15 protein-coding genes are annotated in these 15,234 nt (G+C 62.5%); 7 read left to right on the top strand and 8 right to left on the bottom strand.

Features of this window, described 5'->3' with window-relative positions:
- Positions 1–3: 3 nt before the first annotated feature.
- Entirely contained in the window at positions 4–210 is a 207-nt protein-coding gene (locus AC0VX3_RS17770) for a hypothetical protein (RefSeq protein ID WP_475521626.1), read from the bottom strand.
- A 94-nt stretch (positions 211–304) separates the two neighbouring features.
- Here AC0VX3_RS17770 and AC0VX3_RS17765 point away from each other — a divergent pair, with 94 nt between their 5' ends.
- The 5 genes from AC0VX3_RS17765 to AC0VX3_RS17745 all read left to right on the top strand — a co-directional run bounded on the left by AC0VX3_RS17765 (position 305) and on the right by AC0VX3_RS17745 (position 4,474).
- A complete protein-coding gene (locus AC0VX3_RS17765) occupies positions 305–1,243 on the top strand; it encodes a LysR family transcriptional regulator (RefSeq protein ID WP_342894171.1) in 939 nt (312 codons plus the stop codon).
- 155 nt (positions 1,244–1,398) lie between these two features.
- Positions 1,399–2,103, top strand: coding sequence for a phosphatidylserine decarboxylase (locus AC0VX3_RS17760; RefSeq protein WP_475521625.1), 705 nt, complete (start codon positions 1,399–1,401; stop codon positions 2,101–2,103).
- 94 nt (positions 2,104–2,197) lie between these two features.
- Entirely contained in the window at positions 2,198–2,983 is a 786-nt protein-coding gene (locus AC0VX3_RS17755; protein WP_342894374.1) for a CDP-alcohol phosphatidyltransferase family protein, read from the top strand.
- Between the two features lie 95 nt (positions 2,984–3,078).
- Positions 3,079–3,828: an SDR family oxidoreductase gene (locus tag AC0VX3_RS17750; protein ID WP_475521624.1), complete on the top strand. Its 750-nt coding sequence runs from the start codon at positions 3,079–3,081 to the stop codon at positions 3,826–3,828.
- Between the two features lie 118 nt (positions 3,829–3,946).
- Positions 3,947–4,474, top strand: a complete 528-nt coding sequence (locus tag AC0VX3_RS17745) for a GNAT family N-acetyltransferase (RefSeq protein ID WP_475521623.1) — start codon at positions 3,947–3,949, stop codon at positions 4,472–4,474.
- A 15-nt stretch (positions 4,475–4,489) separates the two neighbouring features.
- Here the strand turns inward: AC0VX3_RS17745 and AC0VX3_RS17740 are convergent, their stop codons facing one another.
- The 4 genes from AC0VX3_RS17740 to AC0VX3_RS17725 form a co-directional block, all read right to left on the bottom strand.
- Positions 4,490–5,476, bottom strand: coding sequence for a helix-turn-helix domain-containing GNAT family N-acetyltransferase (locus AC0VX3_RS17740; RefSeq protein ID WP_475521622.1), 987 nt, complete (start codon positions 5,474–5,476; stop codon positions 4,490–4,492).
- Between the two features lie 195 nt (positions 5,477–5,671).
- Entirely contained in the window at positions 5,672–9,241 is a 3,570-nt protein-coding gene (locus AC0VX3_RS17735) for an efflux RND transporter permease subunit (RefSeq protein ID WP_475521621.1), read from the bottom strand.
- Positions 9,238–10,341: an efflux RND transporter periplasmic adaptor subunit gene (locus tag AC0VX3_RS17730; RefSeq protein ID WP_475521620.1), complete on the bottom strand. Its 1,104-nt coding sequence runs from the start codon at positions 10,339–10,341 to the stop codon at positions 9,238–9,240. Before AC0VX3_RS17730 ends, AC0VX3_RS17735 begins: the two co-directional genes overlap by 4 nt.
- Positions 10,342–10,366: 25 nt before the next feature.
- Entirely contained in the window at positions 10,367–10,924 is a 558-nt protein-coding gene (locus AC0VX3_RS17725; protein WP_475521619.1) for a PadR family transcriptional regulator, read from the bottom strand.
- Between AC0VX3_RS17725 and AC0VX3_RS17720 the strand changes: the two genes are divergently transcribed.
- Complete coding sequence (locus AC0VX3_RS17720) at positions 10,923–11,612, top strand: hypothetical protein (RefSeq protein ID WP_475521618.1); 690 nt, start codon at positions 10,923–10,925, stop codon at positions 11,610–11,612. The genes AC0VX3_RS17725 and AC0VX3_RS17720 overlap by 2 nt on opposite strands.
- Positions 11,613–11,624: 12 nt before the next feature.
- On the opposite strand, the gene AC0VX3_RS17715 is transcribed toward AC0VX3_RS17720, so the two are convergent.
- A complete protein-coding gene (locus AC0VX3_RS17715; RefSeq protein ID WP_342894180.1) occupies positions 11,625–11,774 on the bottom strand; it encodes a hypothetical protein in 150 nt (49 codons plus the stop codon).
- A gap of 269 nt (positions 11,775–12,043) precedes the next feature.
- Between AC0VX3_RS17715 and AC0VX3_RS17710 the strand changes: the two genes are divergently transcribed.
- Positions 12,044–12,460 (top strand): hypothetical protein, encoded by a 417-nt coding sequence (locus AC0VX3_RS17710; RefSeq protein WP_475521617.1) that lies wholly within the window; start codon positions 12,044–12,046, stop codon positions 12,458–12,460.
- Between the two features lie 5 nt (positions 12,461–12,465).
- On the opposite strand, the gene pcaF is transcribed toward AC0VX3_RS17710, so the two are convergent.
- Together pcaF and AC0VX3_RS17700 are read right to left on the bottom strand one after the other, a co-directional pair.
- A complete protein-coding gene (gene pcaF / locus AC0VX3_RS17705) occupies positions 12,466–13,671 on the bottom strand; it encodes a 3-oxoadipyl-CoA thiolase (protein WP_475521616.1) in 1,206 nt (401 codons plus the stop codon).
- A 121-nt stretch (positions 13,672–13,792) separates the two neighbouring features.
- A complete protein-coding gene (locus tag AC0VX3_RS17700) occupies positions 13,793–15,196 on the bottom strand; it encodes a mannose-1-phosphate guanylyltransferase/mannose-6-phosphate isomerase (RefSeq protein WP_475521615.1) in 1,404 nt (467 codons plus the stop codon).
- Positions 15,197–15,234: the final 38 nt, after the last annotated feature.

The raw sequence follows: 15,234 nt of genomic DNA, 5'->3' as shown, positions 1-15,234 counted from the left end.
CCGCTACGCCGCACGGTCGTTTCTGTCGGGGCGGTCGTTCCTGGCGGGACGGTCGTTGGCGCAGCCGAGATCGGCCGGGCGGCTGGCCGGGCCCGGTCCGGGTTTCGCGATCCGGCTGAAAAACCCGAACAGGGCACCGGCCAGCCGGCGCAATTCCTTGTGCCGTTCGGCGCGGGCGCGGACTTCGTAGTTATCTCCGGAATGATACATGGCGGGCTCCTGTTGCTGCCACACCTTTGTCTCACGTTGCCTTTCCTCGAAGAATGAGGCTAAATTCGAAGACATCTTTCGAAAGTATCGAATAATGCGTGTCGACGATCTCAAGTTTTTCAAACGCGTGGCCGAGGTTGGCAGCCTGTCGGCGGCGGGCAGGGAATTCGGCCTGTCTCCGTCGGCGGCGAGCAGCCGTTTGAGCAATCTGGAAAAGGAACTGGGCACGCAACTCGTTGCCCGGACCACGCGGCGCACCGGTCTCACGGAGGCGGGAAAGGTGTTTCTGCGCCATGCCGGCGCTGCGATCGAAGAGCTGGCCGAGGCACGCAGGCTGATCGATGCGGCACAGGACACGCCCCGTGGCACCTTGAAGATTTCGTCCAACGTCTTTTTCGGCCGCAAGCATATCCTGCCCTATGTGGCGGAATACCGGCAGCTCTATCCGGATGTGCGGCTGGAAGTCGACATGACCGACCGCATTGTCGACCTGGTCGAGGAAGGTTATGATCTGGCAATCCGCGGCGGGCTGTTGCCCGATTCCAGCCTGCTCGCCCGCAGGCTCGGCGGCAATCCGCGGGTCCTGTGCGCCAGTCCGGACTATCTGGCGCGGCGGGGAGCGCCGCAGAGCCCAGGAGATCTTCGCAATCACGACTGTATCGGCTTCGAGCCCATGCCGGTCTGGTATTTCAACGGGCCGGACCACGAGATTTCCCATGTGCTGGAAGATCCGGTGATTTCGGGTGACAGCGGTGACTTCGCCTACGATGCCGCCATTTACGGGCTGGGTCTGACCGTCAAGTCGATCGCCCATGTCTGGGAGGACCTGAGGGATGGCCGGCTTGTCGAATTGATGGAGGATTATCCGGTCGGGCGCACGGGCAATATCTATGCGGTCTATCCGCCCGCCAGGTACATACCTCCGAAGATCACCAGTTTCACGGACTTCCTGATATCCAAATACGGTCGGCCGGCCTACTGGGAAACGGACTACCGTCTGGCGAGAGAGAAAATTGCCGGTGGGACATCCTGAACCGCTGTGGTTTTTGAGAGAATCCGGTTCTCTTGGGCGCCAAAAGCCTCTAGAAGCGGGGACAACACAAGTGCAACAGGTGCGTGTCCGTTTGCCGGACAGCCCGTCTCCCGGAGCCGGGGCACGAATCGCCTGTTCTGAAAGCGGATGAAAAGATGTCGATTGTAGACTCCGTCACCAAGGCCATGGTCCCGATCCACCGTGAAGGCTGGCCCTTCATCGCGATTGCTCTCGTGGCAACACTGGTGGTGGGATATTTCATCAGCCCGCTGTTCTGGATCGGGCTCTTCTTCACCGGGTGGGTCTGTTATTTCTTTCGCGATCCCAGCCGGGTGACCCCGGTCGGCGACGGCCTTGTGGTGTCTCCGGCCGACGGCGTCGTCAGCCAGGTCGGACTGGCCCGCCCCCCCGTGGAACTGGAACTGGGCACGGAACCGCTGATGCGCGTGTCGATTTTCATGAACGTGTTCAACTGCCATGTGAACCGGGCGCCGATCGGCGGCAGGATCGTGCGCGTGGCCTACCGCGCCGGCAAGTTCCTGAATGCGGAACTCGACAAGGCAAGCGATGACAATGAACGCAACGGCCTGGTGATCGAAGCGGGTGACACAAGGATCGGCGTGGTCCAGATCGCGGGCCTTGTTGCCCGGCGCATCGTCTGCTTCGTGCGCGAAGGGGAATCGCTTTCCGCCGGCGAGCGCTTCGGCCTGATCCGGTTCGGCTCGCGGCTGGATGTCTATTTTCCCGTCGGCACCCAGCCGAAGGTGGCCCTCGGCCAGACCATGATCGCCGGAGAAACGCTTCTGGCCGATCTGGCGCAGCCGCAGGGCGCGGCACAGACACTGACCCGCGTGAGCTGAGGCCGCCGTGATCGACACTCCCGAAGACACATCGTCAAAGGACCGCAAGACACCGCGATTCCGCCGGGTCCCGTTGCGTCTGATCGTGCCCAACATGGTGACGCTGCTGGCGCTCTGTTCCGGCCTGACAGCGGTTCGGATGGCCTTCGAGGAGCGTTGGGAATTCGCGGTTGGGGCGGTTCTGCTGGCGGCTGTGCTCGACGGTCTGGACGGCCGCGTGGCCCGTCTGATGAAAGGCACGTCCCGGTTTGGCGCGGAACTGGACTCCCTGTCCGATTTTGTCAATTTCGGGGTCACGCCGGCGTTGATGCTGTATCTCTGGATCCTGAAGGATGCGGGCAACATGGGCTGGATCGCGGCGCTGGTTTTCGCGATCTCGGCGGCCCTGCGGCTGGCGCGGTTCAACGTGGCGCTGGACGATCCGGACAAGCCTGTCTGGGCATCCCGATTCTTCACCGGTGTCCCGGCCCCGGCGGGCGCGCTGACGGTGCTGTTGCCGCTTTATCTGGATTTCCTGGGCCTGTTTCCGCACTGGTTCGCCGACGCGGCCTTTGTGGCGGCCTATACGATCGGCATCGCCTTTCTGCTGATCAGCCGACTGCCGACCTATTCGGGCAAGACGCTCGGCACGCGGGTGCGACGCGATTTTGTGCTGCCGTTGTTTGTTTTTGCCGTGCTGGTCGTGGCCCTGACCGTCAGCTATCCGTTCCGCATGCTGGCCGGCGGCGCGGTGCTTTACCTTCTGACGATCCCCGTCTCCTGGCGGGCCCACCGCTTGCTCGTCCTGGCGGACGCCACCCTTGCGCTGGACGATGACGGTGACGAATGCGACACCGATCTCGACAACATCGCCGACCGCGACAAGGACCACGGCGGATAGATCCGGGCGGTCTTTCGGCGCGTCTCGCATATCGGGTTTCCGGCAGCTGAAAACAGGTCCAGACAGGCCTCCTCGACATTTTGAGGAGCCAGTAGATGATGCATGGAAAGACGATACTGATCACCGGTGCCAGCAGTGGCATCGGCGCGGCTGCGGCGCGCCTGTTTGCCGGAGCCGGGGCCAGCCTGATGCTTGCGGCCCGGCGCGAACACCATCTTCAAGAGGTGAGGGCGTCCCTCCCGGATGCGTCCGACCGGATCGCCCTTTTTGTCGGCGATGTATGTGACAGCGGTTTTTCCGAAGCAGCGGTCAACGCGACAGTGGATGCCTTCGGCGGGCTGGACGGAGCGTTCAACAATGCCGGAACGCTCGGCGACCTGGGACCGGTGCCGGACATGAGTCTGGAAACCTGGAACCAGGTGATCATGACCAATCTCGACAGCGCGTTCCTGGCGGCCAAACATCAGATCCCGGCAATGAAAACGCGCGGTGGGGGCTCAATCGTGTTCACCTCGTCCTTCGTCGGCCATACAATCGGTCTGCCGGGCATGGCCGCCTATGCGGCGGCGAAGGCCGGCCTGATCGGTCTGACCCAGGTTCTCGCCGTGGAACACGGACCGGACAACATCCGTGTGAACGCGTTGCTGCCGGGCGGCACCAAAACCGAAATGGCCGGTGACGATCCCGCGTTTCACGAATATGTCGCCGGACTTCACGCCCTCAAGCGCATGGCCGAGCCGGAAGAAATCGCCAGGGCGGCGCAGTTCCTGTTGTCCGATGCCGCCTCCTTCGTCACCGGATCGGCCATGCTGTGCGATGGCGGCAACTCCATCTCGAAGGGGTAAGGCTCTGCCGGAAGGGCGGCGGACGGCTGCCGCCGTCCCCCGGTGGTCGGAAATGCCGTTGCCTTGTCGGCCGGACGTGGCAATACAGAGGGGAGTTTTTGTTGAAGGAGCGTCATCCGTGACCGAAAAAACCCATCTGCGCGCCGGCACCGAAACGGATCTTCATGCGCTCGAAACGCTCTACAGCGCGGCATTTCCGGACGAGGATCTTGTTCCCCTGGTCCGCCGTCTGCTGCAGGTGCAGGATGGGGTCCTGTCCCTGGTGGCGGTCTCGGGCGAAGACATTGCCGGTCACGTGATTTTCACAAGGTGTCGCGTTGAGCCGGGTGGTCACGCGGTCGCGCTGCTTGGACCGCTCTGCGCCGCGCTGACCGCGCAGAAGCGAGGCATCGGCAGCCGCCTGGTCCGTGCGGGCCTGGACCGCATGGACGCCTGGCAGGCGGTAAAGGTGCTGGTTCTGGGAGATCCCGGTTATTACGGCCGCTTCGGTTTCTTGCCCCTTTGCCCGATATTGCCTCCTTACACAATCCCGGAAGAATGGGCCGCAGCTTGGCAATACCTGGATCTGGACGGGAGCAAGGCGCCCAGAACCGGCCGACTGACAGTCCCGCCGCCGTGGCAGGACACGACGCTCTGGTCAGAATAGAGCAGGGCCTGTTCGTCAGGGCCGTTTGCGGACAAACATCTGCTCGGTCACTTCCTTGCCCCACTGGTCACCGGCATATTCGTCGGCAAGCACAAAACCGTTTCGCTCATAGAGCGCCCGCGCCGCGTCAAGTCCCTTCAGGGTCCACAAGTGGATCTCACCGAACCCGTGCCGGTCGCAGTGTTCCAGCGCCCGTGCGAGCAATACCTTGCCGAGCCCCTTGCCGCGCAGCCGTTCCGACAGGATGAACCAGCGCAGATGGGCGATGTTGGCGCCGAGGTCCTCGCCGTCAATGCTGATCGAGCCGATGACTTCGCCGCGCTCGACAACACTCCAGCTGTTGTTTGCCGGATTGCCGATCCGGGGCATGAATTCCGCCATGGCCCTTGATACCACGCTCTCGAAAGTCGGCCCCGTGCCGACGATCGGCCCGTGCGTGCGGGCATGCAGGGCGGCGATGTCGCCGATCATGCCGGTCTGGTAGCCTTCGACGATTGGCAAGTCAGCCGGCAGGTCTGGCGACAAGTCTGGCAGCAAGTCGGGCGCGGACGCGGGGGCGGTGTCTTGCGAAGTGCCAAGGGCCTCGGCATAGGCTGTCATGGACCTTGCGACGACTTCGGCCTGACGGCCTTCGATCCGGGACAGCGCGCGCAGCGCCTGGTCATTGCCGAACTTGTCAATCCTGGCAAAGGTTTCCTGACCGGCCGGCGTCAGGTTCAGCCCGAAACTGCGGCCGTCGGTCTGGGACTGCGTCTGGACGATGTCGCCGCGGGTCTGAAGGGACTTGAGCAGACGGCTGACGGTCGACTTCTCCAGTTTCAGCCTGTTGCAGAGGTCCTTGGCCGTGATGCCCGGGCAAAGGCCGATTTCCATGATGGCGTGCACGCCCGAACCTGAAAGGTCGGTTCCGGCGATGGTCTTGTCCAGAAAACCGAATTCCCGGACCAACTGGCGCGAGGCGGACCGGATGTCGTTGACGAGATCGGGCGAGGGGGCGGTCATGAGAGTCATCCATATAGTTGTATTAAGCAACAATATGGATGACCGGATGTTCATGCAAGACCAGATCCGTAGGGCCCCTCGGATCGTTTTCCCGGACTTGCGCTCCGGTGTGTTCTGGATGACTGCCGTCAGGCACCCTTCAGGCAAACCAAAAGGCCGCCGAAAACGGCGGCCTTTTGTTGGAGAAGCTGAAACTCATTCCGCTGCGTGCGGAAGCTCTTCCTGCGGGGGGACTTTCGGAGCAGCCGGCTTTGGCATGGCGACGACCTTGGCCGCCGGACGCTCCTGTTCCTGTTGCGGGTCCGTCCACTCAACGTCCTGTTCCGGTACTGCCGCCGGAACGAGGGTGGGCGTGCGGCGGTAATGTCCGACGATTTTGGAGAAGGACTTCATCCACACGCTCGGCAGCGCGATCATGACCGGGATCATCAGCAGCGTCAGAAGGGTCGAGAAGGCGAGGCCCGAAATGACCGCCGTCGCCAGTTGCACCCACCAGACCGCCGTGATGCCGCCGTAGGTGATCACCTGATTGAAGAAATCGAAGTTGATCATGGTGGCCATGGGAATTAGCCCGGCGATGGTCGTGATCGTGGTCAGCAGGATCGGACGGATACGCTGGGCCGAGGTTTTCAGGATCGCGTCCAGCGGTTCCAGTCCGTCATGGAGGAACCGGTTATAGGTGTCTATCAGGACGATCGCGTTGTTGACCACGATCCCGGCAAGCGCCACCACCCCCGTTCCGGTCATGATGATCGAGAACGGCTGATTGGTCAGCAGCATGCCGAGCAGCACCCCGAAGGCCGACAGAATGACCGTCGAGAGCGTCAGGAAGGTCTGGTAGAACGAGTTGAACTGCGTCAGCAGGATCAGGAACATCAGGAACAGCGAAGCTGCGGCGGCCTTGATCAGGAAAACGCCGGATTCCTGCTGATCCTCGTCAGCACCGCGGAACTTCAGGAACACGTTGGACGGCCATTCCTGGGTATCCAGCCATGTCTGCAGCCCGGCCACCTGTTCGGTCGGGTTGGAGCCGCTTTCCGGGTTGACGGTTGCCTTAACATACATGGAATAGAGCCCATCCCGCCGGACGATCTCGGACACTTTCTGTGCGGGCTGCCGGCTGACGAAATTGGCCATCGGCACCAGACCCAGTTCGGTCTGCAGGCGGAGCTGGTCGAACCGGTCTATGCTGCGTTCATGCTGCGGCAGCCGGACGCGGATATCGACCTCGTCCTCGCTGTCGCCGGGCCGGTAGGTGCCGATCAGGACACCGTTGGTGACCAGCTGGACCATGTTGCCGACGGAGGCGATATGGGCCTTGTAGCGGCCGGCCTGTTCCCGGTCGATGGAGATCTGCCATTCGATGCCGGGCAGGGGACGGTCGTCCTCCTGGTCCATCAGGGTGTCCTGTCCGTCGATTTGCGTGCGCACGCGGGCCACGGCCGCGACCATGTCGTCATAGTCGGTCGACCTGATCTCGAGCTGGACGTCCTTGCCGGTGGGCGGACCGCCCTCGATCTTGCGGGTCTCCACCTTGATGCCGGGAATGTCGGCGGTTGCCGTGCGGATATCGGCGAAGATTTCCTTGGCCACGCGCCGGCAGCAGAAATCGGCCAGCTCGATGTTGATCTCGCCCATGACATCAGCCGGCTTGTCCTGAACGTCGCCAACGGAAGGTCCGCCGGACGAGCCGCCCGGTGTGAACGCGTTGGTGATGACGTTGTCGACGCCCGGAATGGTCATGATCCTGTCTTCGACCTGGACCACCAGGTCCCGGGCTTCCGCAGCGGACATGTTGCCCCGGCCGGAGACCAGCACGACGGCCTGTTCCGGTTCTTCCTCGATGAAGAATTCCACGCCGGTGGGATTCGACGCGAAGCTGACGAAGATGGCCGCGCAAGTCCCGAACAGCAAAAGAATGGCGGCGATGTTGCCGATCGGATTGCCGGCGAACAGCTTCAGGATCCGGATGTATACTCCGGTGAAGCCACGGACATTCCGGACATCGAAAGCCTCGTTGCCGGACAACGCGGCGGCCTCCGCCCGATCCATTTCAGCCCGCCTGGCTGCGCGGGCCTGGGACCAGCGCACGAAGGGGCGCAGGATCCGGTAGGACACGTAACCGAGCGCCAGGAAGGCAATGACGGCCAGCAACAGCGTCAGGGGCTGGATCATCTGGGCCGGGACCGCGCCTGCCAGTGCCAGCGGCACGGCCGGACCCGTGGCGACGGCGAGAGCCGACAGGATCGCGATCATCGCGGCGAGCAGCACCGCGGCGTAGCGGTTCAGCCAGTGCGAGACCTGCGCGAGTATGCCTCCGGTGACCGGCAGGAAGATCATCGCCGTGAACAGCGATGCGGTCAGGACGATGATGACCATGATCGGCAGGTAGCTCATGAATTCGCCGGCAACGCCCGGCCACAGGAGCATCGGCAGGAACGCCACCAGGGTCGTCGCCGTGGAGGACACGATCGGCCAGAACATCAGCTTGGCGGCGCGGATATAGGCTTCCCGGTCCTCCATGCCTTCATGGATCTTCCGGTCGGCATATTCGGTCATCACGATGGCGCCGTCGACAAGCAGGCCCACCGTCAGCACCAGGCCGAACATGACCATGTTGTTGACTGTCTGGCCGATGCCGCCGAGGATCAGAAAGCCGACCATGAAGGAGGTCGGGATCGCCAGCCCCACCAGCAGAGCCGAGCGCAGGCCGAGCGCGGCCAGCACCAGGATCATCACCAGGAAGATCGCGGTCAGGATCGAGGATTGCAGTGAGCCGAGCACTTCGAAGATGTTGTTGGACTGGTCCAGCATCATGTCGACACGGATCGTATTGGGCCAATCCTTGGAAGCGTTTTCGACGACCTCGCGCACGGCTGCGTTGTTCTCGATGATGTTGGTGCCGATGCGTTTGACCACCTGAAGCGAGATCGCCGGATTGCCGTTCACGCGGGTGTAGGCGCTGGCGTCCTTGAACGTGCGCCGGATGTCCGCGACGTCTGCCAGGGTCACGACGCCTTCGCCGCTCTGTTTCAGGGGCAGCGAGTAGACGTCCTCGACGGTCTCCACGAGGCCCGGCACCTTGACGTTGAAACGGCCCTTGCCGCCGTCGATGAAGCCGGCCGGCACGAGCTGGTTGTTGAGCTGCAGCGTGTTGAGCAACTCCTGCTGGGTGATGGCATAGGATTCCAGCTTCTGGGTGTCGATCAGGACCTCCAGCAGCTCTTCCCGGTGTCCGGTCAGATCCGCCGAACGCACCGTGTCGATGGCCTCGACCTCGTCCTTCAGGCGCCGCGCATGCTGGTAGAGCGTGCGTTCCGGCACATTGCCCGACAGGGCGATGATCATGGTCGGCGCCAGCGCGAAGTTCATTTCCGTGATGGTCGGCTCTTCGGCCTCGTCGGGAAGATTGCTCTTGGCCTGGTCGACCTTGTCGCGGACATCGGCGAGCGCCTCGTCCTTGTTGAACGAAATGTCGAATTCCAGCACGATCCCGGCATGGCTTTCCGAGGCGATCGCGGTGATCTCCTTCAACCCGTCCAGACCGCGCAGCTCCGTTTCCATCGGCCGCACGAGCAACCGCTCGGAATCTTCGGGCGAAATGCCCTGCTGCACGATCGAGATATAGAAGATCGGCAGGTCGATGTCCGGGCTGGCTTCCTTCGGGATCGAGATATAGGTGGCGACACCGGCGACGATCAGCGCCAGCATCATCACGAAAACCGTTTTCGGACGCCGCAGGACGCCTTCGAGCATGTCTATCATTGGCTTGCCTCTGCGGTTTCAAAGACGGGGTCCACACGTTCGCCGTCCGTCACGTATTCCTGCCCGACAGTGATCGCGACCACTTCTTCCGGCAGGCCGCCGATCCACATGCCGTCCTGTTCGCCGCCGAGCACCCGGATCGGATGGAAGACGGTCATGTTCTTGTCGTCCACGGCGCGAATGCCGACCTGTCCGGCATCGTTCAGGGTCAGGATGGCGGGCGAGATCTTGTGCGCCCTTTCCGCCGGCAGCGGCAGCATGGTCACGGCCGTGACACCGTCCCGCGCCTTGCCGTCCGGATTGGGCAGTTCCACCTCGATGCGGAATGTGCGTGTGTCCGGGTTGGCGGACGGTGAGATGTAACGCACCTTGCCGTCCAGGGATTCACCGGTGACCAGATTGACCTTGGCGGGCATGCCCAGGGAAATGGCTCCGATGCTCAGTTCCGAAACCTGACCGATGGCGATCATGGGATCGGAATTGACGACGGTGGCGCAGATGCTGCCGCTTTCGAGCTGGGCGCCGATTTCCGCCATGGGGCTTTCGAGGACCCCGCCAATGGGTGCTCGGATGATCGTGCGGTCCAGTTCCAGTTCGGCTTCCTGCAGCCGGGCGCTGGCGGCATCGAGCTGAGCCTGTACGGCGGCAACACGGGTCTGGGCCGTGAAGCCCTTGCTGTTGAGCTGCGTGGCCGCCGCATGATCGAGTTCGGCCTGGGCCAGCCCGGCCTTGGCTTCAAGCACGCGTGCCTTGCGCGTTCCCGCGTCCAGCACGCAGAGGATCTCGCCCGCCGTCACACGGGCACCTTCCCGGGCCGGCCGTTCAATGACGTTGTCCGTGGTTTCTGACCGCACCGCCACCTTGGCTTCCGCCTCGGTCCGACCGCGCACCTCCAGCACCGCACGGCGGTCCTGGGCGACGAGGCGCTGAACCTGCACGCGGAAGACGTCCTCGATTGCCTGGCTGGCGCGCAGCGCGGGCGGCGGCGTTGCGTGTTCGCTGTCGCCGACGCCGCCGATCACCATCGTGCCGCTGTACATCCAGAAGCCGATGCCCGCTGCAAGGCCGGCGGCAAGGACGTAGGAAAACTTCACTCGCATTGTTTCAATCTCCGAAACGTCGCACCTACTCGGCGGCCGCCGCCAAGGGGCGGGCCGCGTCTTCGGCAATCTTGATAAGGGCTTCGCCATGCTCTTCGAGATGGGCGAGGGTGAAATTCATGCAGGCGATGCCGTACTCCCGGGTCCAGTTTGAACCGGGATGGGCACACTCCTGATCGTGGTCCGGGCCTGTCAGCAGGCGCAATTCCTCCAGCACCTGGGCCTTGCGCCGCTCCAGCGCCCGCCGGACGATTTCGGGAGGCAGTTTTGCGGCATTGAGCGCTATCAGCAGGAAGGGGGACTTGAAGGTATCCGGGGCCTGTGGTTCGCACAGGGACGTGATGAACTCCGTGCGTCCGGCCTCGGTGATGGAATACACCTTCCGGGCCGGTTTGCCCGCTTGCGGTTCTTCGCGCACGGTCACCATGCCTTCGGCCTCGAGGCGGGCGAGCGCGGGGTAGATCGACCCGAAGCTTGCGTCCTCGAAATAGCTGAAGCGGCCTTCGGTGGACTCTTTGCGGATTTCGTAACCGGTGGCGTCTCCGAATGACAGGATCGCCAGGCACAGGCTTCTGACACTCATGGCAATCTCCGTGGCCGAAAACCTCTGCCCGGACGATGATCCGGGCGGTCGTTTCGGGCCGGTTGAAACCGGGCTGGGACTTTTGTTTCAGGCATCGTCAAAATTGCCATATGCTGGAACGATATATCGAACAAATATATGTCTTGCCCGCCAGGATCAAGAGTGCGGCGCACAAATTTTACCGATGGCGGTCAACTTCCGGGTCAGGGAACCGGAGTGCGATGACTGTTTTGACAGGTGTCGGCCGTGCCGCAATACAGTTAGGATAAAGCGGTTTCGCGAAAGCTTTATGAAGAGGGGACCGATGACCGGATCAAACCGCATATCTCGTCGCATCGCACTGCAGAGGGATCCCCTGTTCCGGCTGCTGGCGGTCAACCTTCTGGCGGGGATCTGCATTGCCGCTCTGGTGCTTGGCGGTATCTTCGCGGGCAATATCGGCAATCTGCGCGTTTTGGTGCAAGGGGCCGAAGACCCGGTTCTACCCGTGCTCATGCTCGCTTTCGGCCTTGTGATCACACTTGGCTCGGTTGTCATCGGGTCTGCGATCATGCTGCTTGGCCAGACCGGCCGCAGCGGCGGGCCTCCGCGGAGGGAACGGCCTGATGCCGATGGGGCCGTCCTGCAACCGGTTCCGGTGAGAGCTGGCTCGCACCGGTCGCGCGGGCGGCAATTTCCGGCCGGTTAACTCGCTGAAAAATCAGTATGAAATGATCTGATTGGCTTCCCGCGCATGGGCGGGACTGTCCGGCAATGGCCCGAAATCCGCGAACAGCGTCATGGCCGCTGCGGTGAGCAGAAGCAACAGTCCGACAGATGAGAGAGACATCTCTTCGCTTCGTTTGTTCATGACGTCCTCCTTGTTCGGACGCTGTTTCTACGCCTCCAGGCTCTAAGGGGCCGGTAACACATATTGTAAAATTTTACGGACCGGCAGTTTTGACAGGTCCGGTGTCTGCCATGGAGCCGCAAGACACGGCCCGCAGGCCGGCGCGTCCTGTGTTAACCACCTTCCTCGAAATACCGTTTCGAAACCATACCACCCGGTTGCGGCGATTCTGCCGATCGGGTACGACCTAGGGTGGGTTAACGATTTGTTAAGCAAATCCTGGGGTTGCAATGGGGTATTTCGTTCGAAACATTCATGTCTTTGTTTTTGCGCTGGTTAGTGTCCTGGCGGCGGTCTGGGTCGCCAACAACCCGCACCGGACAGTCCGTCTCATTCGCCCTCTGGTGGAAGACGCGGTTGAGCTTCAGGACCTTGCGCAAGGCGCTTACGATGAAGTGCGCCAGGTCAGCTGGAATAGGGCAGCCGGCGAGGTCGTGACGCTTTACTTGTCCACGCTGCGCATGCCGACCATGCTGTTTGAACGGCTGGCCGACAGAATTGGAGATGTCGAGAGACAGATGAAGCGTCGCCAGCGCGTGGACGCCGCCTCCGATCCGGGTATGCCGAGACCGGCACTCGTCGTGTCCGGGACGCGGTTCAAAGGGCGCTGGCAGACCGGCACGTCATTCCGCCCGCCGAAGACCTGAGCGCGTCAGACAGCGGCAAGGGCGATGGCGATGCCCTGGCCGACGCCGATGCACATCGTGGCGAGCGCGAGCCTGCCCCCGCGGACCTTCAACTCCAGGGCCGCCGAACCGGTTATCCTGGCGCCGGACATGCCAAGCGGATGACCGAGCGCGATGGCGCCACCGTTCGGATTGACGAAGTCGGCATCTTCCGGCAGTCCCAGATCCCGCATCACCGCGATGGCCTGCGCCGCGAAGGCCTCGTTGAGTTCGATGACATCGAATTCGGACACTGACAGACGGTTGCGGGCGCACAGTTTCCGGGTTGCGGGAGCGGGGCCGATCCCCATGATGCGTGGCGGAACGCCCGCAGTCGCCCCTCCGACGATACGCGCGATGGGGGTCAGATTGTGCTTTTCGATCGCCGCTTCGGAAGCGATCAGAAGCGCGGCCGCACCGTCGTTCACACCCGATGCATTGCCTGCAGTGACCGATCCATTGTCGCGGAACGGGGTCTTGAGCGCGCCAAGCTGGTCAAGCGTGGTGCCGGCTCTGGGATGTTCGTCCTTGTCGACCAGCACCGGATCTCCCTTGCGCTGGGGGATCAGCACCGGGATGATTTCCTGATCGAACCTGCCGGAAGCCTGCGCTTTGGCGGCCCTTTGCTGGCTTCGAAACGCGAAGGCATCCTGATCCTGCCGGGAGATGGCAAACTCGGCTGCCACGTTTTCGGCCGTTTCCGGCATCGAATCGATGCCGTACTGGCTTTTCAGAAGCGGGTTCACGAAGCGCCAGCCGATCGTGGTGTCGTGGATTTCCGCATTGCGCGAGAAGCCGGCCTCCGCTTTCGGCATCACGAACGGAGCCCGGGACATGCTTTCCACGCCGCCGGCGATCGCAAGATCGATTTCACCGCTCTTGATCGCGCGTGTGGCCGCAATGACGGCGTCCATGCCCGATCCGCACAGGCGGTTCAGCGTGAGACCCGGCACCGTTTCCGGAAGACCGGCGAGCAGGGACGACATGCGCGCCACGTTGCGGTTGTCCTCGCCAGCCTGGTTGGCGCAACCGTAAAAGACATCGTCCAGCTCCATCCAGTCGGTATCCGGATTGCGTTCCATCAGCGCGCTGATCGGAATGGCGCCGAGGTCGTCGGCGCGGACCGAGGCCAGCTTGCCGCCGTAGCGGCCGATCGGTGTACGGACATAATCGCAGATGAAAACGTGGTGCATGGCTCTTTCCAGTCCCTCGCGCGGGTCCGGCCCCAGAGGGCGTGGGGACCCCGGATCCCGGGCAAGTCTTGCCGGATTTCAGGATACAAGGCAAGGACGTGTCACAGATAAATGGTTCAGTTCAGGATTCTTGTGATGCAATCGGGTGCCGGACGATGTCGTCTTCCTGCAGGTAGGTTCCCGACTGGACTTCGATCATGCGCACGGCAATCTTGCCGGGATTGTGAAGGGTGTGCTGCGCCCCAAGAGGCACATACGCCGATTCGTTTTCGCTGAGCAGCGAAGTCCGGCCGTTGATCGTGATTTCCACGGTGCCGGACACAACGATCCAGTGCTCCGCCCGGTGAAGATGGCTCTGCAGGCTGAGACGTTTTCCCGGCTTGATCAGCATCGACTGCACCGCGAACCGGTCGCCGGAATTGATCCGCTCGGTGTAGCCCCAGGGCCTGTAGGAGCGCGGGTGGCGGTCGACTTCGTCGCGGCCTTCCGCCTTCAGTTGCTCGACAACGGTTTTCACATCCTGGGCGCTGTCCTTGTGCGCGACCAGAACGCTGTCGGCGGTGGCGATGACCATCACATCCCTGAGCCCGATCACCGAGACCAGGCCGCGGTCCGCGTAGGCAAGGCAATCGTGACTGTCCAGAAACCGGGCGTCGCCGAGGCCGCTGTTGCCGTCCTTGTCCTTGTCGAGCACGGCCCAGATGGCCGACCACGATCCGAGGTCGTCCCAATCGGGCGCGACGGGCGCGCAAACAACGTTTTCCGCCTTTTCCATGACGGCGTAGTCGATCGAGATATTGTCCAGTTTCGCGAAGGCATCCTCGTCGAGCCGGATGAAATCCAGATCGCCGTGCCGCGTCTTCATGACGGCGACAATATCCTTGTAGAGCTTCGGTTGATGCTGTTTGAAGGCCTCGATCATGGTGCTGGCGGCATAAAGGAAGATGCCGGCGTTCCAGACGTAGCCGCCCTCCCGCAAAAAAGCTTCCGCCGTGTCCTGATCCGGTTTCTCGACGAACGCCTCGACCGGACGGACAGCCTGGCTGCCTGCTGCAACGCGGATGTATCCATAGCCTGTGTTGGGGTCGGTCGGCTGGATGCCGAATGTCACGATCTGTCCGTTTTTCGCGGCCGTCTCCGCTTCGCGGACCGCTGCGAGAAAAACATCCTCCTTGCCGATCAGATGATCGGACGGCAACAGCAGAATCAGGGCATCGGGGTCTTTTTCCGCGGCGATCAACGCCGCCATAAGGGCAGGAGGGGCGGTATTGCGGCCGACCGGTTCCAGCAGGATCGGCTGGGCCTCCATGCCGAGCTCGGACAATTGTTCGCCGACCAGAAACCGGTGGGCGTTGCTGCCGATCACGATCGGGTCGGCAAAATCAGGCTGGTCGATTCGCCGGCAAGTTTTCTGAAACAGGCTCTCGCCACCGAAAAGAGGCAGAAACTGCTTCGGCCGGTCCGTTCGGGACAGCGGCCAGAGGCGTGATCCGACCCCGCCTGACAAGATACACGGAAAAATCATGATTTCGTTCCTGTGCTGCCGCTTTGCAGCATGCTCGG

The sequence above is a fragment of the Roseibium sp. QJM3NY_11 genome (assembly GCF_056173175.1).
Note: the sequence above shows the minus strand (reverse complement) of the source record. Positions and strands in the feature narration are given on the sequence as shown.

What these genes read in the sequence shown, in the direction of transcription:
- AC0VX3_RS17770 (WP_475521626.1), bottom strand. Translation starts at nt 210, where the DNA reads ATGTATCATTCCGGAGATAACTACGAAGTCCGCGCCCGCGCCGAACGG.
- AC0VX3_RS17765 (WP_342894171.1), top strand. Translation starts at nt 305, where the DNA reads ATGCGTGTCGACGATCTCAAGTTTTTCAAACGCGTGGCCGAGGTTGGC.
- AC0VX3_RS17760 (WP_475521625.1), top strand. Translation starts at nt 1,399, where the DNA reads ATGTCGATTGTAGACTCCGTCACCAAGGCCATGGTCCCGATCCACCGT.
- AC0VX3_RS17755 (WP_342894374.1), top strand. Translation starts at nt 2,198, where the DNA reads ATGGTGACGCTGCTGGCGCTCTGTTCCGGCCTGACAGCGGTTCGGATG.
- AC0VX3_RS17750 (WP_475521624.1), top strand. Translation starts at nt 3,079, where the DNA reads ATGATGCATGGAAAGACGATACTGATCACCGGTGCCAGCAGTGGCATC.
- AC0VX3_RS17740 (WP_475521622.1), bottom strand. Translation starts at nt 5,476, where the DNA reads ATGACCGCCCCCTCGCCCGATCTCGTCAACGACATCCGGTCCGCCTCG.
- AC0VX3_RS17735 (WP_475521621.1), bottom strand. Translation starts at nt 9,241, where the DNA reads ATGATAGACATGCTCGAAGGCGTCCTGCGGCGTCCGAAAACGGTTTTC.
- AC0VX3_RS17730 (WP_475521620.1), bottom strand. Translation starts at nt 10,341, where the DNA reads ATGCGAGTGAAGTTTTCCTACGTCCTTGCCGCCGGCCTTGCAGCGGGC.
- AC0VX3_RS17720 (WP_475521618.1), top strand. Translation starts at nt 10,923, where the DNA reads ATGGCAATCTCCGTGGCCGAAAACCTCTGCCCGGACGATGATCCGGGC.
- AC0VX3_RS17725 (WP_475521619.1), bottom strand. Translation starts at nt 10,924, where the DNA reads ATGAGTGTCAGAAGCCTGTGCCTGGCGATCCTGTCATTCGGAGACGCC.
- AC0VX3_RS17715 (WP_342894180.1), bottom strand. Translation starts at nt 11,774, where the DNA reads ATGAACAAACGAAGCGAAGAGATGTCTCTCTCATCTGTCGGACTGTTG.
- AC0VX3_RS17710 (WP_475521617.1), top strand. Translation starts at nt 12,044, where the DNA reads ATGGGGTATTTCGTTCGAAACATTCATGTCTTTGTTTTTGCGCTGGTT.
- pcaF (WP_475521616.1), bottom strand. Translation starts at nt 13,671, where the DNA reads ATGCACCACGTTTTCATCTGCGATTATGTCCGTACACCGATCGGCCGC.
- AC0VX3_RS17700 (WP_475521615.1), bottom strand. Translation starts at nt 15,196, where the DNA reads ATGATTTTTCCGTGTATCTTGTCAGGCGGGGTCGGATCACGCCTCTGG.